The organism is Nitrospirota bacterium (assembly GCA_016219645.1).
In the GTDB taxonomy this organism is placed as follows: domain Bacteria; phylum Nitrospirota; class Nitrospiria; order Nitrospirales; family Nitrospiraceae; genus Palsa-1315.
The window spans coordinates 25069-48106 of sequence record JACRLR010000007.1 but is presented as its reverse complement, the minus strand read 5'-3'; the positions used below and the strand labels follow the sequence as shown (position 1 = coordinate 48106).

Annotated in this window: 22 protein-coding genes; 10 read left to right on the top strand and 12 right to left on the bottom strand. The window is 55.5% G+C overall.

The genetic code is table 11. The features are described from left to right. Positions 1-59: 59 nt before the first annotated feature. The 3 genes from HZB34_00890 (at position 60) to HZB34_00880 (ending at position 3079) form a co-directional block, all read left to right on the top strand. A complete protein-coding gene (locus tag HZB34_00890; protein MBI5314508.1) occupies positions 60-1577 on the top strand; it encodes a DegQ family serine endoprotease in 1518 nt (505 codons plus the stop codon). Positions 1578-1832: 255 nt separating this feature from the next. Continuing rightward, a complete protein-coding gene (gene ispD, locus HZB34_00885) occupies positions 1833-2567 on the top strand; it encodes a 2-C-methyl-D-erythritol 4-phosphate cytidylyltransferase (GenBank protein MBI5314507.1) in 735 nt (244 codons plus the stop codon). Positions 2568-2599: 32 nt separating this feature from the next. Beyond that, positions 2600-3079, top strand: coding sequence for a 2-C-methyl-D-erythritol 2,4-cyclodiphosphate synthase (locus HZB34_00880; protein ID MBI5314506.1), 480 nt, complete (start codon positions 2600-2602; stop codon positions 3077-3079). Positions 3080-3241: 162 nt separating this feature from the next. Here the strand turns inward: HZB34_00880 and HZB34_00875 are convergent, their stop codons facing one another. The 3 genes from HZB34_00875 to HZB34_00865 form a co-directional block, all read right to left on the bottom strand. Further along, positions 3242-3562, bottom strand: a complete 321-nt coding sequence (locus tag HZB34_00875) for a phosphate starvation-inducible protein PsiF (protein ID MBI5314505.1) — start codon at positions 3560-3562, stop codon at positions 3242-3244. 302 nt (positions 3563-3864) lie between these two features. Then, entirely contained in the window at positions 3865-4602 is a 738-nt protein-coding gene (gene truA, locus HZB34_00870) for a tRNA pseudouridine(38-40) synthase TruA (protein MBI5314504.1), read from the bottom strand. Between the two features lie 28 nt (positions 4603-4630). Further along, positions 4631-5914 carry an N-acetylmuramoyl-L-alanine amidase gene (locus HZB34_00865; GenBank protein ID MBI5314503.1) on the bottom strand — a complete coding sequence of 428 codons (1284 nt, stop codon included), beginning with the start codon at positions 5912-5914 and terminating at the stop codon, positions 4631-4633. A gap of 242 nt (positions 5915-6156) precedes the next feature. On the opposite strand from HZB34_00865, the gene HZB34_00860 reads away from it, so the two are divergent. Next, entirely contained in the window at positions 6157-6690 is a 534-nt protein-coding gene (locus HZB34_00860; protein MBI5314502.1) for an NYN domain-containing protein, read from the top strand. Here HZB34_00860 and HZB34_00855 read toward each other — a convergent pair. Then, positions 6677-7456 (bottom strand): TatD family hydrolase, encoded by a 780-nt coding sequence (locus HZB34_00855; protein MBI5314501.1) that lies wholly within the window; start codon positions 7454-7456, stop codon positions 6677-6679. The two genes, HZB34_00860 and HZB34_00855, sit on opposite strands and share 14 nt — an antisense overlap. Before the next feature lie 93 nt (positions 7457-7549). Next, positions 7550-8608, bottom strand: a complete 1059-nt coding sequence (locus HZB34_00850) for a 3-deoxy-7-phosphoheptulonate synthase (protein ID MBI5314500.1) — start codon at positions 8606-8608, stop codon at positions 7550-7552. A 199-nt stretch (positions 8609-8807) separates the two neighbouring features. Between HZB34_00850 and HZB34_00845 the strand changes: the two genes are divergently transcribed. The 4 genes from HZB34_00845 to HZB34_00830 all read left to right on the top strand — a co-directional run bounded on the left by HZB34_00845 (position 8808) and on the right by HZB34_00830 (position 13100). After that, positions 8808-9140, top strand: a complete 333-nt coding sequence (locus tag HZB34_00845) for a hypothetical protein (protein MBI5314499.1) — start codon at positions 8808-8810, stop codon at positions 9138-9140. Between the two features lie 96 nt (positions 9141-9236). After that, a complete protein-coding gene (locus HZB34_00840; protein MBI5314498.1) occupies positions 9237-11651 on the top strand; it encodes a TonB-dependent receptor in 2415 nt (804 codons plus the stop codon). A 335-nt stretch (positions 11652-11986) separates the two neighbouring features. Continuing rightward, the gene (locus tag HZB34_00835; GenBank protein ID MBI5314497.1) at positions 11987-12415 is read left to right on the top strand and encodes an energy transducer TonB; all 429 of its coding nucleotides are present in this window, start codon (positions 11987-11989) and stop codon (positions 12413-12415) included. A 139-nt stretch (positions 12416-12554) separates the two neighbouring features. After that, entirely contained in the window at positions 12555-13100 is a 546-nt protein-coding gene (locus HZB34_00830) for a phosphatase PAP2 family protein (protein ID MBI5314496.1), read from the top strand. Here the strand turns inward: HZB34_00830 and HZB34_00825 are convergent. The 7 genes from HZB34_00825 to HZB34_00795 form a co-directional block, all read right to left on the bottom strand. Further along, entirely contained in the window at positions 13093-14067 is a 975-nt protein-coding gene (locus HZB34_00825) for a GTP-binding protein (protein ID MBI5314495.1), read from the bottom strand. The genes HZB34_00830 and HZB34_00825 overlap by 8 nt on opposite strands. A gap of 151 nt (positions 14068-14218) precedes the next feature. Then, positions 14219-15163: a cation transporter gene (locus HZB34_00820; protein ID MBI5314494.1), complete on the bottom strand. Its 945-nt coding sequence runs from the start codon at positions 15161-15163 to the stop codon at positions 14219-14221. Between the two features lie 185 nt (positions 15164-15348). After that, positions 15349-16014 (bottom strand): methyltransferase domain-containing protein, encoded by a 666-nt coding sequence (locus tag HZB34_00815; protein MBI5314493.1) that lies wholly within the window; start codon positions 16012-16014, stop codon positions 15349-15351. Then, positions 16011-16751 carry a hypothetical protein gene (locus HZB34_00810; GenBank protein ID MBI5314492.1) on the bottom strand — a complete coding sequence of 247 codons (741 nt, stop codon included), beginning with the start codon at positions 16749-16751 and terminating at the stop codon, positions 16011-16013. The genes HZB34_00815 and HZB34_00810 overlap by 4 nt, the downstream gene beginning before the upstream one ends. Before the next feature lie 122 nt (positions 16752-16873). Next, the gene (gene metG / locus HZB34_00805; GenBank protein MBI5314491.1) at positions 16874-18871 is read right to left on the bottom strand and encodes a methionine--tRNA ligase; all 1998 of its coding nucleotides are present in this window, start codon (positions 18869-18871) and stop codon (positions 16874-16876) included. Between the two features lie 37 nt (positions 18872-18908). Beyond that, complete coding sequence (gene holB, locus HZB34_00800; GenBank protein MBI5314490.1) at positions 18909-19937, bottom strand: DNA polymerase III subunit delta'; 1029 nt, start codon at positions 19935-19937, stop codon at positions 18909-18911. Then, complete coding sequence (locus HZB34_00795; GenBank protein MBI5314489.1) at positions 19924-20613, bottom strand: dTMP kinase; 690 nt, start codon at positions 20611-20613, stop codon at positions 19924-19926. The genes holB and HZB34_00795 overlap by 14 nt, the downstream gene beginning before the upstream one ends. Before the next feature lie 132 nt (positions 20614-20745). Here HZB34_00795 and HZB34_00790 point away from each other — a divergent pair, with 132 nt between their 5' ends. Further along, the gene (locus HZB34_00790; GenBank protein ID MBI5314488.1) at positions 20746-21414 is read left to right on the top strand and encodes a DUF502 domain-containing protein; all 669 of its coding nucleotides are present in this window, start codon (positions 20746-20748) and stop codon (positions 21412-21414) included. 65 nt (positions 21415-21479) lie between these two features. Continuing rightward, the gene (gene glmU / locus HZB34_00785) at positions 21480-23036 is read left to right on the top strand and encodes a bifunctional UDP-N-acetylglucosamine diphosphorylase/glucosamine-1-phosphate N-acetyltransferase GlmU (GenBank protein MBI5314487.1); all 1557 of its coding nucleotides are present in this window, start codon (positions 21480-21482) and stop codon (positions 23034-23036) included. Positions 23037-23038 lie beyond the last annotated feature (2 nt).

The following is a 23038-nucleotide window of genomic DNA, read 5'->3' as shown; positions in this document are numbered from 1 at the left end:
TTTGTGTATGATGTGCATAAATCGTGTGGGCGACAAGAGATGAACCGCAGGAATCACCTATGAAACTCGTGCGAACATGGCTGGTGCCATTTACGTTAGTCACTGGGGGAATCGTCATCGGGGTTGTGATCGCATCCAACATGGGTTGGTTGCCGACCGGCAGCGCCGGGCCTGAGCCGATTCCAAACCCGATCATTCGGCCAGTGGCGACCGCCCCACAACCACCGATGGGAGGGGGGGACGGGAAAAATTTCGTTGAGATTGCAAAAATGGTGAAGCCGGCCGTCGTCAACATTGCGGCGACGCGAACGGGAAAATCCGGAGACAGTCCTCATGGCTCACCGTTTGATGACCCGTTTTTTCGCAAGTTTTTCGGCGATGAATTTTTGAAGCGCGATGCCCCTCATCGAGAGCCGAAAGAGCGGGGCCAAGGCTCCGGGGTCATTGTGGAAGCCAATGGTTTGATCATCACCAATAATCACGTCGTGAACAAGGCTGATGAGATCAGGGTCTTTTTGTCGGACAAACGGGAGTTTAAAGGCAAGTTGATCGGCACCGATGCGAAAACCGATATCGCGATCGTGAAAATCGAGGCGACGGGGCTCTCGACTATTCCCTGGGCTGATTCAGACCAACTGGAGGTCGGGGAATATGTGTTGGCCGTAGGAAGCCCGTTCGGGCTCACCCAGACCGTGACGATGGGGATCGTCAGTGCAGTTGGACGAGCCAGTATGGGAATTGCCGAATACGAAGACTTCATTCAAACTGATGCGGCGATCAATCCGGGGAATTCCGGGGGCGCGCTCGTGAATGTGCGGGGCGAATTAGTCGGGATCAATACGGCGATTTTCAGCCAGAGCGGCGGCAGTATGGGAATCGGGTTTGCAGTGCCGAGCAATCTCTCTCGCGCCGTCATGGACCAGTTGGTCAGGACAGGCAAGGTTGTTCGTGGCTGGCTCGGCGTCTCGATCCAAGATTTGACTCCCGAGTTGGCCAGCCAGTTCGGGATTACTGACACGAAGGGTGTACTTGTCAGCGATGTCCTGGCGGATAGTCCTGCGAAGAAGGCAGGGTTTGAGCGGGCTGATGTCATCGTTGAATATGACGGCAAGATCATGGATTCGCCGACGCATCTGAGAAATGCCGTTGCGCAGACTCCGATCGGGAAGAAGGTGTCGGTCAAGCTGATCCGGGACAAGAAGCCCAAAACGATTGAGGTTGCAATTGTGGAGCAGCCGAAGTCCTTGGGCCAGCCAGGCGCAGAGGAGAGCAGGGAATCAGCGGTGCCGACAGGGGTGCTCTCGGATCTCGATGTGCGGGAGATAAACGAAGAACTGGCTGCCCGATATGGGTTGAAGGGCATCGAACGTGGCGTGGTGGTGGTCAAGATCAAGCCGGGAAGCAATGCGGAGGAGATGGGTGTACGTGAAGGCGACATTATTCTCGAAGTCAATCGCAAAGCAGTCACGTCACTCAAGTCCTATGAACAAGCAGCTTCTGTCTTAGCCAAGGACCATCCGGTCCTCCTGCTGCTCAAGCGGAAAGGCCAAACGATCTATCTCACGCTGCGGCCCTAGTCGCTCGTTGTTCGTGAAGCATGAAGCGCAAGAAACTGATTGTCTCTCGTGTTTGTTTTGTTGTTTGGTTGATTTGGTTCATCGGGTTTATCCGGGTTAGTCTTGGTTCGACCAAATAAACAAGACAAACCAAATGAACGAGCCCACCGAAACGACGAGATGAACCAAATCAACCAAACAGACAAAACAAACCAGACAAACCGTCGGGGTTCTCTGGTAGTCGCGCTTGTGCCAGCCGCAGGCCGAGGGCTTCGAATGGGAGGCCCTGTTCCGAAACAATTCCTTTCGATCGGTGGTCAGCCGCTCATCGTGCAATCCTTGCGGGTGTTGCAGGCGGCTTCCGTGATCGACCAGATCATTCTGGCTGTGCCATCTGCCGACATCGCATATTGCGAGAATGAGATCGTGGCGCTGCATCGATTCACCAAAGTGACGAAGGTAGTCGCGGGTGGTGTGGAGAGACAGGATTCCGTGCGGAACGCGCTCGCACAGGTTCCCTCTGACACGGATATCGTGCTTATTCACGACGCGGTACGTCCATTTCTGACCCAACGGATGATCGATGAGGTTGTGGCTCGGGCAAGGAAAGAGGGAGCGGCGATTGTCGCACTTCCGATGCGTGATACCGTGAAGCATGTGCGGATCGACGGGATGATCGAACGGACGGTCGATCGCACGCCCTTGTGGCTTGCCCAGACTCCGCAGGCCTTTCGACGGGACTGGATCGAGTCTGCTCACAGCAAAGGGCACTCAGAAGGGGTGCGCGCGACCGACGACGCGTTCCTAGTGGAATGGCTGGGGCATTCGGTCTCGGTGGTCGAGGGAAGCGGAGAGAATATCAAAGTGACGAGGCCGGAAGACATGGTAATCGGGGAAGCGATTCTGGCAGAACGATTGAAGAGACGCGAGATGAGCGAGACTGGCGAGAAACGTGCGAGAAGCAGGACGAGCAAGTCTCGCTTGTCGCGCCAGTCCCGCCCGTCTCGCTGACGGACACGTGACGATTCACGAAAGGAAAATGCATGCGCATCGGTTGCGGCTATGACCTTCATCCTTTGGGACAGGGGCGAAAGCTGATTCTTGGCGGGGTCGAGGTGCCGCACAGCAAAGGCTTGTTGGGGCATTCCGATTCCGATGCCTTGGTGCATGCCCTTTGTGACGCCCTGCTTGGCGCAATGGGTGAAGGAGATCTGGGCCGGCACTATCCCAGTTCGGATCAGCGGTTTAAAGATATTTCGAGTTTGAAGCTGTTAGAGGATGTGGTCGGGAAGATGCGAGGGAAGGGTTATCGCATCGTGAACGTCGACACAGTCGTTATCGCTCAGGCCCCACGGCTCAGTTCTTACTTGGCAGCCATGCAGAAACAAATGGCGCAGGTGCTCGGGGTCGATGCCGATCTTGTTAATGTGAAGGTGAAGAGCGGGGAGGGGATCGGCATGATCGGTCGTGAAGAAGGGATTGCCGCACAGGCAGTTTGTTTGATCGAACGATGCACAAGCTGATCATGTTCCGTTTCTACCCCGGGGACAGGCTCCACCGTCCGCGGTGGCGCCTGTCCCCAGCTCCCGTGCTGCTTGTTTCTTTAGTTTGTTTGGTTTCTTTGGTACTTCAAACAAAACAAACCAAATGAACCAAACAAACCAGATGAACTTACCTCGCTCGCATTAGCTTGACAGGCAGGTGCTCATAAACGCCCTGCGTTCGTCGCCCTTGAGGCCCTTTGCGCCTGCTTCTTTATTGCAGGTTTTCATCTTGTTCTGCTGAGTCCCACCCGCCTTCACCGCCTTCGCCTGCTTTGCGGACATGCATTCGTGCATGAATGCCTTTCGCTCTTCTCCTTTTCCTTCACTCAATCCTTTCTCGTTCGCATGGGCGTTGCAGGCAGCAATTTTGTTTTGCTGACCTGGTTCCGCGATGGCAAACGGCGCAACGCATAGCCCGGACACAAAGAGGGATACCACCACGATGCCGGTTGTCTGTGTCATATGGGTCTCCTTTCGTGAATGTGAGAGTGGAGGGGGCGCACACAAGATAGCATGCCTATGCATAGCTGTCTCTAACTATTTTGGTATCCTCCATTAAATGGTTGCAATACTATTGGGGAGATTCCTGGAATCGAGATACGCTATGCCCGGCAGAGCCAAGCGAGAATGGCAGGGCGGGTAGATCTGGTCTATCTGGTCTCTCCGGTCTATCTAGTCGAAGATGTCTATTCTGTCTTTCTGGTCAACCGACCACGACAAGATTCATCAGACAGACCGAATAGACCAGACAGACCAGCGGACTTCTACTCGTAGTCTACGCGCATCAGGAAAAGACCATGAGCAGGAGCGGTCAGGCCCGCTGCAGACCGATCCCTGGCTCGAAGGACCTCTGTAAGGCTGGCGGGAGTTCGCCTGCCTAGCCCGACTTCGACCACCGTCCCAACGATTGCACGGACCATATGTTTCAGAAACCGGTCGGCGTAGGCCTCAATGAGGATCTGGTCGTCATGGCGGATGACGGTCAGTCGTTGCAGATGGCAGATGGGATTGTTGTTGTCTGTGAGGGCTCCTTCGAAGGATGAAAAGTCCTGCGATCCAATCAGCGACGTTGCCGCTTCTTGCATGGCAGCCTCGTCCAGCGGCCTATAGATATGCCATACGAATGCGCGATCGACAGTAGGGCGGGTTGGACGATGAAGGATTCGATAGCGGTAGAGTTTGCCGCGTGCATCATGCTGGGCATGAAAGCCTGGGTCGACGAGGGTCGTGGAACAAACGGCAATGTCTTTCGGCAGCACTGCGTTGAGCGCCCGCATCCAACTGGACGCGGGCCAATCACGCTCAGTGCGAAAGCTCGCCACCTGCCCGAGTGCATGCACACCTGCATCCGTGCGGCCTGCGCCGATAACGGACGTCACACTCTGGCTGACCTGTTGTATGGCCTGTTCAATGGCCTCTTGGATCGTAGGATGATCGGGTTGGCGCTGCCAGCCTGAGTAACGGGTCCCGTCGTATTCCAAGACTAGTTTGACTGTAGGCATCGAAGGGGGGAATAAAACAGTCGGGACGTCATCGCGTAACAAATTTCGAAGAGGCGAGGAAGGTGTTGATCCCTTCCATAAGCCCTTCTGCCACGTGCGTCGTGAAGAGGCCTGTTCGTAGCAGGTCTTCTTCAGCAGAGTTCGAGATATACGCGATCTCAGCCAGGATGCTGGGCATACTGGTGAAGCGGAGCACATAGAAGGGCGCGGTTTTCACCCCATGATCCACCAGGGCGTAATGGCCGTTCAGATTACTGACGATGGCTTCTTTGGCGGTCCAGGCCAGTTCTAGGGATTCCTCGATCTTCTTCGCCGTCAAAAGATCGGCAACGAGATATTCCCATCCCACACCGGTGCTGTTGAGCGGGGTCCCGTTTTCACGAGCTGCTACTTCCAGCGCCCGTTGATCCTTTGCCTGCCCAAAGTGGTAGATTTCGATTCCCTTTATGGAGCGCTGCGGGTGGGAATTCACATGGATCGAGACAAAGAGATCTGCTTCCTGCCCATTGGCAAACTTTGTCCGGTCTTCCAGCTCTACGAACTGATCTTCTTCGCGTGTCATGAGAACACGGACTCCAGGCTGTTTGCTCAAAAGGCTGCGCAGTTTCAATGCGACCTTCAGGGTAATATCTTTTTCCTCCGTCCCGCGCTGCCCACGTGCTCCGGGATCGCGCCCGCCATGTCCAGGATCGATCACGATGGTCTTAATCAGTTTGGCTCGCGGCTGAGTTGGTTGTGGGGGAGTCGGGAGTGGAATTCCTCGGTCGGTTGGTGCTTCACCCAGTGGAGCTGTCAGAGGCTCACTGGCCGGTACCACATCGATGACCAGCCGATGCGGATTTGCAAGAGAGAGTAACTTATAGCTTTGAAAAGATCCGGTCGGGAGAGACACCTCAACCGATCGTTCAGAGTTCTGCGTGATGATGAAGTGGCTAGAAACTTTACCGGCGGCAAGTTTTGCCCTGACGGATTGGCTCAAGGTGGTATTGGGAATTTCGATGGTTATTCCTTCGGCCTGGAGTTGGGGCTGTCTGTTGGGACGGGCTTTTGAGTCAAGATCGAGTACGAGCCTTGACCACCCCGGTGCACTGGCCGTCCGGACATTCTGGATTGTGGTCAGGCCAAGCCCGGTGGGAGACAGGCGCACAGGAGAGGTATGGGACCGCTTAGGTTTTGTAAGAGGCTCTTGAGGTGCTGTACTCGTTGCTGCATAGGCCTTGCCGCTGTGAAATGGGTCGAGGGCATGCCCATGGAGGTCGAACAGTCCGACCAAGAGGGCGAGGGTAAGGATGTGCCACAGGGCTGATCGCATGGGTCAGTACCGACTGTGATGGGATATGGAGTTTTTCTCAAATGCCAGTGCCGTTGTCAAGAGGATTGGCCATACTGGTTGGCGTAGGTGCTCTGGTTTGTTTGGTTTGTTTTGTTTATTTGGTCGAACGAAACTAACCAAATGAACCCAACAAACCAGAGCAACCAGTTTCGCGAGTCTCGCCCCGCTCGCTTGTCGCGCGCCGATTGACAGTGAACGGTGTGAGCGGTAGTTTATCTAGCATGGCACTTCATCTGATCGTTGATGGCTACAATCTCTTGGCTCAGACAAGCCGGATAGGTGGAGGACCGAGCCGGCATTCCGAAATGGCGCGCGAATCGTTGTTGCGAGATCTGGCCAGCTATCGTCAACGTAAATCCCATCCGATTACGGTGGTCTTTGACGGGTGGCAACAGGGGTGGGGTACGGAACAGCGGGAGCATCGGCTCGGTCTTCAGATCATCTTCTCTCGACGGGGAGAAAAGGCCGATCAAGTGATACAACGTATGGTTGCCGAATTCGGATCCGCCTGCGCCGTGGTGAGCTCAGACCATGAGATCATCGATTGTGCGAACGCGCGAGGGGCCTTTGTCATGAAGGCTCAAGAGTTTGCAGGGAAGCTTCGCGAGATGCCGGTGCCAGCCGGTCTGGCGCTGCACAAAGAACTGGACAGGGGGGAAGATCTCCGCCCGAAGCGAGGCACTGAAAAACGCGGGAATCCACGGAAATTGCCCAAAGCCATGCGGCAGCGGAGCCGTCAGCTTAAGCGATTTTGAACAGGCGTTTCGCGTTCTGGGTCGTGATGAACTCAATCCGGTCGACCGACATGCCTGGTGTATCGGTGTGAAGCTCGGCGAGCTTTTGTGCAACGAAAGATACGAAGGCCGGCTCGTTCCGTTTCCCGCGATGGGGGGCCGGCGTCAGATAGGGGCAGTCGGTTTCGATCAGTAATCGATCCAGTGGAACAGTCTTCGCAATGTCGCGCAGCATCGTCGCATTTTGAAAGGTGACTATCCCCGAAAACGAGAGATAGAACCCCAGATCCAGCGCATCCTTCGCCAGCCAGGCATCCCCGGAAAAGCAGTGGAACACCCCGCCGATTTCTGACGCATTCTCCTCTTTCAAGATCGCTATCGTATCCTCTTGAGCTTCCCGCGTGTGAATGATCACCGGAAGCGTCAGCTCGCGTGCGAGCTGGACTTGTTCGCGGAATCGCTCGCGCTGTTCTTTCGGTGACGAATGGTTGTAATGGTAGTCAAGGCCGATCTCGCCGTACGCGACGACCTTCTTGTTCTTGGCCAACAAGCGGAATTCGTCGTACCAGCCGTCGGCGATATGTTTCACTTCATGTGGATGGACGCCGATGGAGGCATAGATCGGCGGATGTTGTTCCGCCAGTGCGACTGCCGCCTGACTGGTCGCCAGATCGCAGCCGATGGTGACGAAGGTGTCCACACCGGCTTCGCGGGCACGGGCAATCATCGCCTCGCGATCATCATTGTAGCGGGCATCGTCCAGATGGGTGTGGGTGTCGAAAAGCATGCTGGTTATTTAGTTTGTTTGGTCTGTTTGGTTTATCTGGTTAGTCTGATTCAACCAAATAAACGAAACAAACTAGAGAAACCATACAACCAGTTAGGCGGGTTTGGCCACAATCATTTCGGCAAGTTCGGAAAGCAGAGATTCGGTTTCTTTCCAGCCAAGGCAGGCATCAGTGATGGAAACCCCATGGGCGAGAGGCAGGCCCTGTTTCCAGGTCTGCTTGCCGGGATTTAGATTGCTTTCGAGCATAAGCCCCATGATGGATCGGCGGCCCTCTCGGAATTGGCGGAGAACGTCGTGCGCGACCATCGTCTGTCGCCGATAGTCTTTACCGGAATTGTCGTGCGAACAGTCGATCATGATGGGGCGAGCAATGCCTTCGCTTGAGACAACGGACTCTGCGCGGGCTACGTGTTCGGCTTCGTAGTTGGTTTTGCCGCCGCCGCCGCGCAGAACGATGTGTCGATCAGGGTTGCCGGTGGTCTTGATGATGGAGGTGAGTCCGTCGGCGTTGATGCCCAGAAAATGATGGGGCTGTTTTGCGGCGACCATCGCATTCCAGGCCACTTCAAGATTACCCTCCGTGCCGTTCTTGAAGCCGACAGGCATCGACAGCCCGCTGGCCATTTCACGGTGCGGCTGGCTTTCGGTGGTGCGGGCGCCGATGGCTACCCAACTCCAGAGATCGGCGATGTATTGGGGTGACACAGGGTCCAAGGCTTCAGCTGCACAGGGAAGTCCGCGTTTGTTGATGTTGAGGAGGATTGTTCTGGCCAGTTCCATGCCGGTGGCGATGTCGCAGGTGCCGTCTAAATGCGGGTCGTTGATGAGCCCCTTCCACCCGACTGTGGTACGGGGCTTTTCAAAGTAGGTCCGCATGACGATCAGTAACCGATCGGATAAGGCATCGGCGAGCGGTTTCAATTGGTCGGCATATTCGTAGGCGGCTTCAGGATCGTGGATCGAACAGGGACCGACGATTACGAGCAGGCGTTCACGGTCTTGGCCGTGCAGAATCCGGCGAACAGCCTCCCTGGTTTCAACGACTAGTCCTGCCGCCTGGTCTGTAATCGGCAATTTGGACTTGATTGTCCGCGGCGATGGCAGCGGTTTGATTTCAAGGACATGCTGGTTATCGAGTGGTCTTGGCATGGTTAAGTCTTCTCACCCGGGAGTCGCCTGTATTATTCTCTGAAATGAACGGGGGCGATGGGTAAAGCGATAAAAATATAGCCTATATGACAGGAAATATCCACTGGTGGGGATACCTAATGCCTGGAGCTGCTCAGATTAGCAGGTTGATTCCTCTGTTTGACAGCCGAGAATGCCTATGTTATTTAGCTCGCCCACAATGACCCTACGTGCTTCCATACGACGTCTGCCCGGCTTTCTGCGTGGTACCATGGCGATCGGCCTGGTCCTCCTCTTGCTCGCGATTGCCCCATTCGCCGTGGCGCAGGATGTTCATCACGAGCTGGCGGCGGCTGACCACGACGGGCACGAACATTCCGATACCGACCTCTGCCAGTGGGTGCAGCATCACACGGCCGGGGCTCTGGATGATGGCGCTCCTCTCTTCACGGCACAAGACCTCGTTACCGTACTGGGACTTCCAGCGGACTCCGTTCTCCTATCTGTCGAACTCTCCACACCTGGTCCTTCCCGCGCCCCTCCGCTCAGCTAAACACGTCATTCCGATTCACGCTACCCCGCAGTTGTCGACTGGCTGTTGCTCGGGGGGCGTCGTCTTTGACCTTCCACATGATAGCTGGGGGATTATATGCAAACTATTACACGGTACCGGTGCATCGTTTGTATGATGTGTCTCTGTACCTGTCTCTGTCTTGTTAGTCGAGGCCGTGCTGTTGCGGCTGAACCAAACCTCATTACCGGATTGGTTCAGAGTCAGGATCTGCGTCGAGTGGGGCAAGTTGTCATCGAGGTAAAGGATCAAGAAGGAACGCTGGTGGCGACCGGAGTTTCGAACGATGCCGGCGAATTCAGAATCCCTGTTCCCGCCGATGGCACCTATTCTGTCAGCGCGGTGCAAGATGCGTATCGGAGCGAATATATTGTGCTGAAAATCGAAGGCGAAGCGCCCCACCCCATCACCTTGACCCTATCCAACACCAAAGAAATTGCGCTTGAAGTGCGTTCGCCTCTTGCGCCGATTCAATATAAGGCATCGAGCGAGACCTATTCGGTGAGTCGAAAGGATATTGAAGCGCTTCCCAGGGGCAATAACGTCGAAGTGTCCGACGTCCTGCTGACGGTGCCAAGCGTGGCCTATGGAGCCCTCAAGCAGACGCACATCCGGCAAGATCATGCTGGTCAGCAGTATCGAATCGACGGCATTCCCATTCCCGACACGGTCAGCGGCGCGTTTGCTGATATTGTTCCCCCGCGGGCCTGGGAACGAGCGGACATCATTCTGGGTGGAATGGAAGCGCAGTATGGCAATAAGGCGACGATGATCTTGGACATCACGAGCAAGAGCGGGACGAAACCGGGATTCGGGTCCGCACAACTCTTTGGCGGATCATTTCAAACAGTGAATCCGTCGTTTGAGTATGGAGGCACCGTTGGCGAAAAGGTACGCTACTATGGGTTGAATAGCTTCATCACAACGAGCCGTGGTCTGGAGCCGCCGACGTCGGGCTACACGAACAATCATAATCAGAGTGAGAAGAATAATACCTATCTGCGCGGTGATTACCAGCACGACAATCGCAATAACTTCAGCTGGGTTTTTCTCAATGCCGTAGCGAAGTATCAAATCCCGACTATCCCCAATCTCAGTGCGAATGCAGACGTCCTGACGCTGCTTCAGGGGCAGACCTCCGGCTTTACTCCGGGAGCCTCCCAGAACGTCGACCAATTTCAAAGGGAGAGTAATCAATACTCTCAATTGGTGTGGCGGCATGATCACAATGCCGAGAATTTCTCGAGCCTGGGACTCTATTTCCGGAGAGGCGAAGCGAATTTTCATACTCCGAGCTTCGACGCGTTGGCCTATAGCGACGATGTCAACAGCGCTCAAACGGCCAACCAGCGGCGAACGGCATATTCGGGAGGAGGCCGATTCGACCATACCTGGGTCCTCAACAACCAGCATCTCGTGAAAACCGGATTCCAGATCGACTACACGAGCGCGAGCAACCAGGCGCAGGTCTTCGCGTTTGACACCAGCGGCGGGGCCCCGGCCGGGCCGGTTCTCTCGCTGCAGAGCTCTAACCGGAATATCCAATGGCGAGAGGAGTTCTGGATACAGGATCAGTGGACCCCTCACGATCAGTGGACGTTCAACCTGGGTGTGCGAGGCGATATCATTCAAGGGTTCTACAATGAAGGGCAAGTGAGTCCCCGTGTCGGAGCCACGTACAAGCACAATCAATCCAACGTGTTCCATGCCTACTATGGCCGGCTGTTCACTCCCCCGAATGTCGAGCAGATAGCATTTACAAATCTCAATACCCGAAACACCACGGCTGCGCCGGACGACCCGACCGGCTTCAGACCTCGGGCGGAGCGTTCGCACTACTTTGAGGTAGGGAGCTACCACGCAGTCAGCCGGTACGCCACGTTGCAGCTGACGGGCTACTACAAGCTCGATCACTATATGTCGGACGCCGGCCAGTTCGGCAGCACCCCCATGCTGAATTACTTTGCGTTCCAAAACGGGTGGAAACGGGGTATCGACGCAGCATTGAAGGTGCAATTCAACGATAAATTGATAGGGCGCGGCAATGTCGGCTGGGGGCAATGCAAGGGGTACGGGCTGCAGTCGGGGCAATATCTCCTCGACAACAAGGAAATCTCCGACATCAATTCAAAGGGCGGGGTCTTTTGCGACCACTCGCAGCTCGTGACGAGTTCGGCTGTGGTGACGTATCGGCTTCTGGAACGAACGCATGTCACAGGTCAGATGTTGTATGGATATGGCTTGCGCACGTCAGTCGACGACGATGCAAAAACGAATTCTACTCATATGCCTTCCTATACCGTTTACAATGCATCGCTTACGCATGTGATCCCGTTACCCTGGCACGATCAAAAGCTGCTGCTGGGCTTCGACATCATCAATCTGCTAGACCAGCAGTACTTCTATAACAGCAGTGAAGGAAGCATCGGTCTGGGGATTGCGCATGCGGGGGCGCCGAGGTCGTATTTTTTCCGTGCTCAGTGGTTCTTCTAGCAGGATGCTGAAAAAGTCCGCCAGCGTCGTTCTCGCTTCGCTCAGAGGCTCAACGTACCGAAGCGTACGCCTCGCCTCTTCGCTCGCTGCGGCCTTGCTGGACGGCCATTTTGAGCATCCTGCGATTATTTTGCTACCAGCGCTATACATACGATTCCATTTACGCTTTATGTATAACCGAGTTTTTCCGCAGCCTGCTAGCCTGATGCTGAAACGGGCCATCAACTGCGTTCTCGGCTCGCACAAATCCTCAACGTACCCCAAGGGTACGCCTGCGGCCTTGTTGACTGGCCCGTTTGAGCATCCGGTGATTGATAGGATAGGATGCACAAGCCATGAGATCATTTTTCACGATATTTCTTACGGTAGTTTTGTCTTGGCCGGCCGTCGTGTATGCGGTGGTCGGCGATGAGGCCACGCATGAGGATGACCATCAGGAAGATGTGCTGGAGTTGCCTGAGGTCCATGTCCATGGCCTGCCGCTCAACAAGGATCAACAGCTAGGACCCGTTCCCAAAGCCACGCCCTGGCCGGCCATTCCTCCAGGATTGGACGGCAAAGAACTCGACGATTGGATGAAAGTGCGCATGTTGGTTTCCAAGCACGCGACAGTGACCGTGGTGGTGTTGGAGCCAGCCAAGCATCGGGAGCTCACCATTGCCGGGATGGCCGCCTTGAATCGTTGGACTTTCGATCCCCAAATGAAAGGCGACGAGCCGGTGGATGGGGAACTCACGGTGCGCATTCACTACCGCACGCATTGATCGCATAAGAGCCAATGGCGTATGGCTGATGGCACAGACGACCAAATATACTAATCAAACCAGATAGACCAGACAGACCAGATAGACCGTTTCAAGCTTGACGGTTGACGGGTGAGGCTTTATCGTCAGCCGTATGAGTGTGGACGAATCTCTTTTCCGTGCTATCAACAGCCTTACCGGACAGTTCGATACGCTCGATTGGCTTGCACTCACCCTCTCCAACTCAAGTCTTCTCTGGGCACCGGGAATTCTGCTCACTGGATATTGGTTATGGCTCTCCTGGCGGGAGGCCCTGCTTGGGGCGCCTCTTCTTGCTGCTTCTATCGGATTGCTCGATTTCCTGGGGGCTCGGGTCAAAGATCTCGTTGCTCGGCCACGTCCTTGTATGGCATTTCCGGACATCCATCAGATCGAGGCCTGCGGTAAGACCTTCGGATTTCCATCGAATCACGCGATTAACACCGCGACGGCAGCAGCCTTTTTCCACGTTCTGTACCCGCGTTCAGGTTGGATAAGTTGGCCGCTGGTCGGGCTGATCGGTCTCGCGCGCGTCTACATAGGCGCCCACTATGTGACGGACGTGCTGGGAGGCTGGGTGCTCGGCGGATTGTTCGGAGCCGGTGTTGCGTGGTTCCTTCTGCGTTATTTTCGCGTGCGCAGGTCACGCGAGAATCCTGCTATTTAGCCGTACACGTAGGGTTTTCAAGACAGGCTATAAGTTCTGCTTGGCAGCGCTCCTGGTCGTAGCCTCGTCCGATCAACACGATCGCGTGGCTTGGTTCGTCGAGCAACGTGATGGGCGTGATGGTGGCATCGCCTGGCGGCGCGTATTGAAATTCTTGGAGCTCTGGTCCTTTGGCGAAGCGGAAAAAGCCTTTCGCCCGTTCAAGTTCTGGGGGCAGTGTCTTCAACCAGCCGAGGAATCGTTCGAAATTCAACGGGCCTGGAAGGCGAATGGTCGTGGCGATGGGATGGTACGATGCCCGTGCGTTCGTAGCGGATGATTTCGGTACTCCGAACTCCACATTCACCGGAGGTGCCGTCGATATGCGGGTGATTGGTTTGAGTAGATCGGGGGGATCGACCCTGGCGTGGCTCGTCTCCCAGACCCTTGCGTAGGGGTTCTGTGAGATGATCGAGTTCTTGAATCCCTCCCAATGTCCAGGAACATAGAGGTCTCGCTTATTCAGAATGAGTTCGTCTGCGCATCGAATCGCTTGGTTGGTCACGACCCCCCCCATGCTCTCCCGGTCTGTCGGGATCGGATGGAGGAGAGCAATGACCTTTTCCAGGTGCGTGAGCCGCGCCGTGTAGAGGTCCGTCACGCCGTCGATGACTTCTGCCGGATTCGCCATGCCGGAGCACTCCAGTATAATGACATCAGACTCATAGTCTCTCACCAGTTGCGCGATCCCCCAGGACAGGTCTTCCTTCGTGTCGCAACAGACGCATCCGCCCGCGAGGTTCATCACTTGCTCGGCGATCGTGCCGGCGCGGGGCCCATCGATGCTCACCTCACCGGCTTCGTTCATCAACACGCCGGTTTTTTTGCCCTGGCTCTTCCAATATTCGAGCAGGCGCATGAGGAGCGTGGTCTTGCCCGCGCCAAGAGCACCGCAGAGAACATAAAAAGGGATCGAAGTCGTGGTCATCGTCTTATCCTGAATCGTCGATCCTACTCAAGCGAGACGGGCGAGACCCGGGTGGTTTCTCTTGTTTATTGGTCTGTTTGGTTTGTTTCGTTGAACTAGACCAACCAAATGAACAAAACAAACCAGATCAACCTCCCCCTGTCCCACGTTTTCAGTGGTGCGCATGAACAAGCGCCTCATCCTTGTGCTGCTTGGCCAACGTCGTGAGATCGCAGTGGATCTCCTCTTGGTGACAACAGTGGGTCCCCATCTGAATGGTCATATGTCTGATTCCGAATTCTGTGATGACTCGGGCGCGGATAGCATGGAGCAAATCATTGGTGATCGCCGAATCGTCTCCCTCGACCAGTATATGACAGGTCATCATAATCAAGCGAGGTTCGACTGCCCAGATATGGAGGTCATGGACATTTCTCACGCCGGGGATTGCCTCGATGGTTGCAGCTACGTGTGAGGCGCTGATCTTCGAGGGGGTTGATTCCAACAAGACGTCCAGCGATTCCTTGAACAGGGGCCAGGCCCCTCTGGCAATGGCGATGACGACCAGCATGCTGATCAGCGGATCGAGCAGGGTCCAGCCGGTGAATACAATGGCTCCGCCGCTGATCACGACACCCAGCGAGACCCAGGCGTCGCCCAACATGTGCCAAAAGGCGCTGCGGATGTTAAGGTCGTCTTTAGCCCCCTGCTTCAAGAGGAGTGCAATCCCTAAATTGGCGGCGAAACTCAGGGCCGCGATCGCCATAATCCAACTCCCGTCTACCGGAACGGGTTGCAGGAAACGTTTGATCCCGACGATGGTAATGCCAAAAGCCATCAAGAGCAGAATGAAGGAGTTGAGAAACGCCGCGACAATACCGGCTCGATGGTAACCGAATGTACGGGTTTCACTCGCAGGTCTTGCAGTCAGGACGTGCGCGTAGAGTGCGAGGAATAACGCTCCCTGGTCGACAAGGTTATGGCCGGCATCGCTCATGAGTCCCATGCTATCGAGCAGCCAACCACCAATGAACTCCGCGACGATGATGACCGCGTTCAGCGCCAAGGCAAGAGACAGTCGGGAGCGGAGATGTTCATACGAGGCATAGGTAGTCATATTCTATAGTGTCGCACGGGGTTCGTATCACGGCAAGTGTTGGAACAATGTGTGGTTATCCTGGCAAAACTTCTCATCCAGTGGGAGTTCCTCATCTGGAAGGATGGAGGTGAGAGTAAGGAGCCGTTTCGTGGCTCATGCGAAGCATGAAACAGCGGAGACCACGGCCATCAGGCCGTGGTTCTTTATTCTTTCGGTACGAATTCCAGAAAATATTGTCTCGGCAGGAAGCTGTGCTCATGCTCAAGCCTGTAGCCTGCGTCGGCCATTTCCTGGATAACGCGGTCCCGCGAGACGAGATGGTGTTTGGGGAATCCAAGCTCTCCGGATCGTTCGTCAGGGTAGAAGTCGATGATGGCGATGCGAGCTCCCTGCTTGAGAGACGACCGGAGGTCGCGGAAGTAGGTCGATCGTTTCTCAAGATGATGGACGGTGTTGCAGACGAAGAGGAGATCGATTGATTCGAATGGCAGCTTTGGACTATCAGGTCGAGCCAGGATGAACTCGGCCGTAAAAGCCGTATGCATGTGGATGACGCTCTCTTTCGTATAGGCCAGCATCTCCGGTTCGACGTCGATGGCATAGATGATCCCTGTCTCGGTGATGGCTTCGATGAAACGGCGTGTGAAGTATCCGGAACCGGAGCCAAGGTCGGCGACCGCCATTCCAGGTTTTACTTTGAGCGCCTCAATCACCTGGGAGGGTTTCTGGTAACGGTCCCGTTCTGTACTGTCGAGCTGTTCCAGATACTGTGTGATATCGTCCGGGCGACGATGTTGATGCTGATCTTGGGCGATCAGGGGTTCAGCGATGAAAAAGCAGAGGAGGATTAACAGTCGAAGTATTTTCACGGTGTTCGCTTTTGCCGCGGTAGTCGCTCGCTGAGCACGGGAAATTTTCCTTGGCTGACGCCGATGTTTCCGCTCGCCGGATCCGCTGCCACAACCCGCAGGGTGATGCCGTCCGGGGCGTCTTTGGACGGCGGCACAAAGAAGGGCGCTTCAAAGCCAGCGTCGTCGCCGGTGTAGAACATTTGCAACCGCTCGACGATGCGGTCGCCGATCAGTACCTCGCCATAGATGTGGACTTTCCTGGAGTCCCAATCCCCATGGGGCCTGACTCGTGCGCCGGACAGGGTTCTGATCGAGGCGCGGAGCATCACATCGTCTTTAGCGATCAGCTGATCGCCTGGCGTGGGGTGCTCGATGCGTACGATGTATCCATACAGGGTGAGCACAATGCCGTCCTGGGTCATGTCTTCGCCTGGAATGAGCCAGGTACGTTTGGTCACACGCTGGGCTGACGCCGGGTAGGACAGTGGGCCTTCTGCCATAATGTCCACGAGAATCGGGTGGGTCAAGTCCAGTGTAGTGGTGAAGGAAGCAGAGGCGCGCGAACTATAGAGAGGCTCCCCCATCATACGGGGTGTGCGCATGATCTGATTCTGATCTCCCGCTTCACCCTGTTGCAGGCCGGAGACGAGAATCCGCCCGCTAGTGACGTCCGTAATGGTGACTCGAGCTCCGCCCACGTCCTTTCCCAGTACCATCGATCCATGGGATACGACTCGAACAATAATCGTCGTCACCTTTGGCTCATTCAGGTGTTGGTCGGAGAGTGGGGATTGTTCAGCCGAGGTGGCGAGACAGGGCAGGAAAATCAGAAGAATCCATAGAGGAAGAATACGACGGAGCCCGATACTCGCGTGGTTCATTTCACTTTGGTGCCGGGATCGACTTCTTCCAGGATTGTCGCGAGGCCGTGAACTTCGCTATCGCCTGCAGCCAGGACCATCCCTTGCGATTCGATGCCCATCAGTTTGGCTGGTTTGAGGTTAGCGACCACAATGATTGTTTTGCCGACCAGCGCCTCTGGCTCGTATTTCTTGCCGATGCCGGCAACGATCTGCCGCTGCTCCCTGCCGATAGAGACTTGCAACTTGAGCAACTTTTCCGACTTCGGGACCCGCTCTGCGCTCAAGACCTTCGCGGTCTTGAGCTGAATCTTCATGAACTCGTCGATGGTGATCTGCGCTGGAGAAGGGGCTAGGGGTGCGGGGCTAGGGGCACTAGGGAGTGGAGTCTGTGCGGCGGAGGTCGGCTGAGGGGGCACTGATGATTCATTCACGATCTTTGCTCCTGGTGGTTTTGATTCGATGCGGGGGAAAAGGCCACTGCCCTTTCGGATCTTTGTTCCGCCTTGTAGTTCGCCCCACTTGATCTCTTGGCTTAAGAGCGGAGAACTAAAATTGACAACAACTCCTAATTGCTCAGCGATGTTTTCCGCAGTTCTCGGCATGAAAGGGTAGATGTAAAGGCTCAAAATGCGCAGGCATTCTGCTGCCGTATACAGGACAGCATTAAGTTCTTCGCGTTTGCCCGGATCCTTTGCGAGTTTCCAGGGTTCATGCTCATCAATAAATATATCTACGTCTGTAGCTCGGCTTGTGATGTGAAGGAGTAGATTATTGAATTCAAGATTCTCGAAGAACCCATCAAGAGACTTTCCCAAAATAAGAAGCTGTTCCTTTGCGTGAAGGAGGAGGCGGTATTTGGGGTTTTCTCTCTCAAGGTAGTCCTCGGGTACATCAGGGATAGTGCCTTCACAATTGCGATCGATCATGGTCAACGTACGGCTAAGTAGGTTGCCGATACCGTTGGCCAAGTCACTGTTTGCCCGTCTAGCCATCGCGTGTTCTGAAAAATCTCCGTCCTGTCCGAAGGGCACTTCACGTAAGAGGAAATAGCGGAAGGCATCGACGCCGAAGGTCTCGATCATTTTGTTGGGATCGACGACATTGCCGCGGCTCTTCGACATCTTCTCCCCATCCACGGTCCACCACCCGTGCGCGAAGATAGTTTCAGGCAGCGGGAGGTTCAGCGCCATGAGCATCGTAGACCAATAGACCGCATGGGTGGTGAGAATATCCTTGCCGACCAGATGCACATTTGTGGGCCAGAAGCGGTCAAGACCCGGCTTGTATTCGAGGGCCGAAATATAATTCACCAGCGCGTCGAACCAGACATAGGTGACGCAGTCCTTATCGAAGGGCAGTTCGATGCCCCAGGAGAGACGGGATGTTGGACGCGAAATGGACAGATCGCCGAGTTTCTGTGTGGTCAAGAAACCCAAGGCCTCATTACGGCGTGATTCGGGACGAATGAAGCCGGGATGCTGTGTGATGTATTGGATCAGGCGTTCTTGATACTGCCCCATCCTAAAAAAGTAGTTATGCTCACTGATTCGTTCAACCGGCCGTTTGCAGTCCGGGCAGAGGCCGTTCTCTACATCTTTTTCGGTCCAGAATCGCTCGTCGAATGTGCAGTACCATCCAGTATATTCTGCCTTGTAAATCAGCTGGTTGTCATAAAGTTTCTGAAGGTATCGTTGAACAGCATTCTTGTGCAGTAGATCGGTTGTCCTGATGAACGCATCATTGGAAATGTTCAGCCGTTTCCAGAGGGTCTGGAATTGAGGCGCCAGTTTATCACAATGGGCTTGTGGGTCGATGCCGGCTTTGGCCGCAGCCTGCTGAACCTTTTGGCCGTGCTCGTCAAGCCCGGTGAGGAAAAAAACCTCTCGTCCCCGGAGACGCCAATAACGGGCGAGGACGTCGGCAGCCACGGTGGTATAGGCGTGCCCGATATGCGGAACGTCGTTCACATAGTAAATCGGCGTGGTGATGTAGAACGTATTCTTGCTGCCCATGACTGTGTCGAAAGATACCAGGTTGGCGGCGAGGATGCTAGGCTGTGGCTCCTGTTGGCGTGAGTGCGAGTGCATCGCGCAGCCTCAGTAAAATCGTTTCCAGCGCCATATGAAGATTGAGGTTCCGCGTGGCGCGCTGCTCGGTCGTCTCAATTTCACGGAGCAGGTCCAACAGCTGATCGGTATTGGCATCCTGCGCGTATGACTCTAGCCCCCTCAGATCATCAAGATAGAGTAACTGGTCGCGGTCTCCTCCGACCTGAATCAAAATGAGGTCGCGGATCCAACGAGCGAGCCAGGCGAGGATGTCCTCTGCACGGGCGGCCTTTGCAATTGCTTCTGCCGATGAGAGAATCGACTCGATCGATTGTAAGGATTGAGGGCGGACCAAATTTATGAGTTCCTGCTGACGTGCACGAGTATCTTTCATATCGATTGTAAGGGCTTCCCCAAGTCGGCCTTCGCTGATGATGGCAAGGAATCGTGCGTCATCGGGAGACATTTCGCGCTTCAAGATCAGTGCGGCTTCGACCTGTGTGCGAGCCGGTGCCGTAAAGCGCAGACTTTGACAACGTGACCGAATGGTGGACGGGAGGGCGGCGGGCCGACTCGAGATGACGAGAAAGAGACTATGGTCGGGCGGCTCTTCCAAGGTTTTCAGTAGAGCGTTTGCCGCCCCGATCGTCATGCGATCGGCGTCGTCGATCAGGCAGATCTTTCGCTCGGCCATGAGCGGGCGGTACATGATCTGATGCTCGATCTCGCGGACTTGCTCGATCTTGATTTGCCTGCTGGCCTGTTCCGGATCCGGCTCGATGATGACGAAGTCCGGATGAGTATGGGATTCGATCTGCCGGCAGGAGCGGCAGGTGCCACAACTATCGAAGCCGTCCGCATCGGGAGGGTATTCGCAGCTGAGTGCTTGCGTGAGTCGAGTGGCCACCAATCGTTTTCCGATCGCCTCCTCGCCATGGAACAGATAGGCGTGGGCGAGGCGCTTATGTCTTACGGCGGCCTGTAAAAGAGCGATAGATGTGTGATGGCCGATACAGTCATGAAAGGGCATGTGAACTCCGGCGTGGGGAACGACGCGGTCGTGCGAGCCACCCTAGCACGATTTGAGTGATCTCGTCTTGGACCAGTTGCGAGGGCCGGTTCGCATTGACGATCTTCATGCGGCCAGGCGCTTCAGCCGCGAGCGTCAGAAATCCCCGTCGCACCTTTCGATGAAATCGTGCTGTCTCACGGTCCAGCCGATTCTGCTGTCCCCGATCGGCTCGCCGCCTGGCTAAGCCCACTGAAACCGGGACGTCGAGTACAAGCGTGAGGTCCGGTGTCAATCCATTCGTGGCAACCCTGTTGGCTGCCACGAGCCATTCCAGATCGAGGCCCCGCGCGAACCCTTGATAGGCAAGGGTGGAATCGGAAAACCGGTCGCATAACACCACGGTGGCTCGTCGGAGTGCAGGTGTGATGAGATGCGTGACATGCTGGCATCTCGCAGCGAAGATCAGCAGGGCTTCAGCTCGAGGCGTGATCGGTTCCTGAGAAGGCGCCGCGAGTAAAATATGCCGGATTGCTTCAGCTGAAGGCGTGCCACCCGGCTCTCTCGTTTGGAGTACTCGATACCCTGCCTGACTCAGCACGTCCGCGAGGTGGCGAATCTGGGTGCTTTTCCCACTGCCTTCGACTCCCTCCAGGGTAATAAACAGGCCACGAGTCCGCTGTCTTTTTGCTCTCATTACTTTGCCACCATCGGCGGTGAGGAAAACGGGCGGGATGGTATTCCAAGTGGTTGAAAATAGCAAGAAAAGGCTTGCGAGGCCCTCGTAAATCTCTGTATGATGACCCTCTACTTCTGTGGGCACGTATTTATGCTGAAAACCTTGCTAAAACGCTACTTTCTGACCGGCTTGCTCGTGATTATCCCGATCTGGGGAACGATCCTGATCCTGAAGGCCCTGTTCGTGGCCGTCGACGGTATTCTCGGAGATCTCCTGGCCCGATTGGTGCCCAGCCACTATGTGCCGGGTCTGGGGATTCTGGCGTTGATTGTTTTGGTCTTTGCGGCCGGCCTGTTTGCCACGAATTTTATGGGCAGGCGAATCGTGAAGTGGTGGGAGGATCTGCTGAATCGTGTCCCACTCGTGCGGGGGATCTACTCGACGTTGAAATCCGTGATGGATATTTTGTCGTTCTCGGATCATGCGTCCTATAATCGCGTCGTGCTGATTCAGTTTCCCAAGAATGGCCACTATTGCATCGCCTTTGTGACCGGTGTGACCAAAGGGGAGATGCAAGATCTTGCGCAGGAGCCGCTCATCCATGTCTATGTGCCGACGTCACCGAATCCGACGTCTGGCTATTTCCTGTTGGTGCCGGAACATGAGGTGACATCTGTCGACATGAGCGTGGAAGAGGCGATGAAGCTGATCGTCTCGGGCGGGCTCAGCGGACCCTCCACGTCCCTGTCATCGGCCGTAGCGGCCACGACGAAGTGGAGTGATGTGAAACAACCTGAATCGGGAGTGCCGATCGGATGATTCGTTCACGAGCCACTGACGTCGTGAAAGGGAAGCCACGGGTCAGCTCCGACCGACAGGGGAAGATTGCCGGCCTTGCGGTGGTTGTGATGGCTGCCGGACTTGGGAAGCGCATGCGTTCAAAACAGGCGAAGGTGTTGCATCGGGTGGCCGGCCAAGCCATGGTGCTCTATTCGGTGGGGCTCGGATTGCGTGTGGCTGGAGATCGTGTGGCTGTTGTGGTGGGGCATCAGGCTGATCTGGTTCGCGAGGTGATCAGCCGTGCGACGTCTGGAAAGAGCGGCAAGTCTCCCGTCGCGATTGTTGAACAACGGGAACAGTTGGGCACAGGCCATGCGGTCTTGCAGAGCCGCCCGGTATTTGCGGTGGGCAAACGGGGCGCTCCGTCCAGTTATCTGATTTTGAACGGCGATACGCCTTTGCTCCGAGAGTCCACCGTGCGTGAACTCCTTCACCTTCACGAGGCGAGCCGCGCAACCGTGACTGTTCTCACAGCGGTGCTTGACGACGCAAGCGGATACGGGCGTGTCGTCCGCACACAGTCTGCCGAGCAGGGGGTCTCTCGTATCGTCGAAGATCGTGATGCCAATATAGAGGAGCAAGCGATTCGTGAAATCAATGTGGGCACCTATGTGGTTGACGGGGAGTTTCTCTTTAGCGCAGTGGAAAAGCTCGATCCCAGCAACGCCCAAGGGGAATATTATCTGACCGATATTATACATCTCGCGGTAGAACAGGGACGTCGTGTAGCGGCCATGGCACTCGACAATCCCGAGGAAGGACTGGGAGTGAATACGCGCCGACAGCTTGCCGAGGCTGAACAGGTGGTGCAGCAGCAGATCCGGGATCGCTGGCTGGATGCCGGGGTGACGATGATTGATCCGGCCACAACCTGGATCGATGCCACGGTCGTGATCGGCAAAGATACGGTCCTCTATCCCAATGTGACACTTGAAGGGACAACGGTCATCGGAGAAGATTGTGTGCTGCGATCCGCTACCAGACTGAAGAATTGCATTGTCGGCAATGGTGTTGAGATTCTCGATCACTGCCTGTTCACCGATGCGCAGGTCGAAGACGACGCGCATCTGGGCCCGTTCGTTCACTTGCGTCCCGGTGTCATTGTGCGGAAGAAGGCCAAGGTCGGAAACTTTGTCGAGATGAAAAAGACTGATCTGGGCGAAGGATCGAAGGCGAACCATCTGAGTTACCTGGGGGATGCCAAGATCGGCAAAGGAGTCAACATCGGCGCCGGCACCATCACGTGCAACTACGATGGCCTGAGAAAGTTTGAGACGGTGATCGGAGACGGGGTCTTTCTCGGCAGTGATACCCAGTTGATTGCCCCGGTGACGGTGGGAGCGGGAGCCGTCATTGCAGCGGGCACGACGGTCACCGAAGACGTGCCGGAGGATGCCTTAGTGATTGCGCGGGTGCCCCAAGTCAATCGTGCAGGGTGGGCCGCGCGCCGGCGGGCATTACAGACCGGGGTAACCCGTGAAGCGTTAGACGTAAAAGGTGAATCGAAGTCCACTCGCCTGACGCCTGACGCCTCACGCCTTACAAGGACACTGTCGCAGGCTCCAAGTGGTAAGCAAGTAAAGAAACGGCTTAGAGGTTAAAT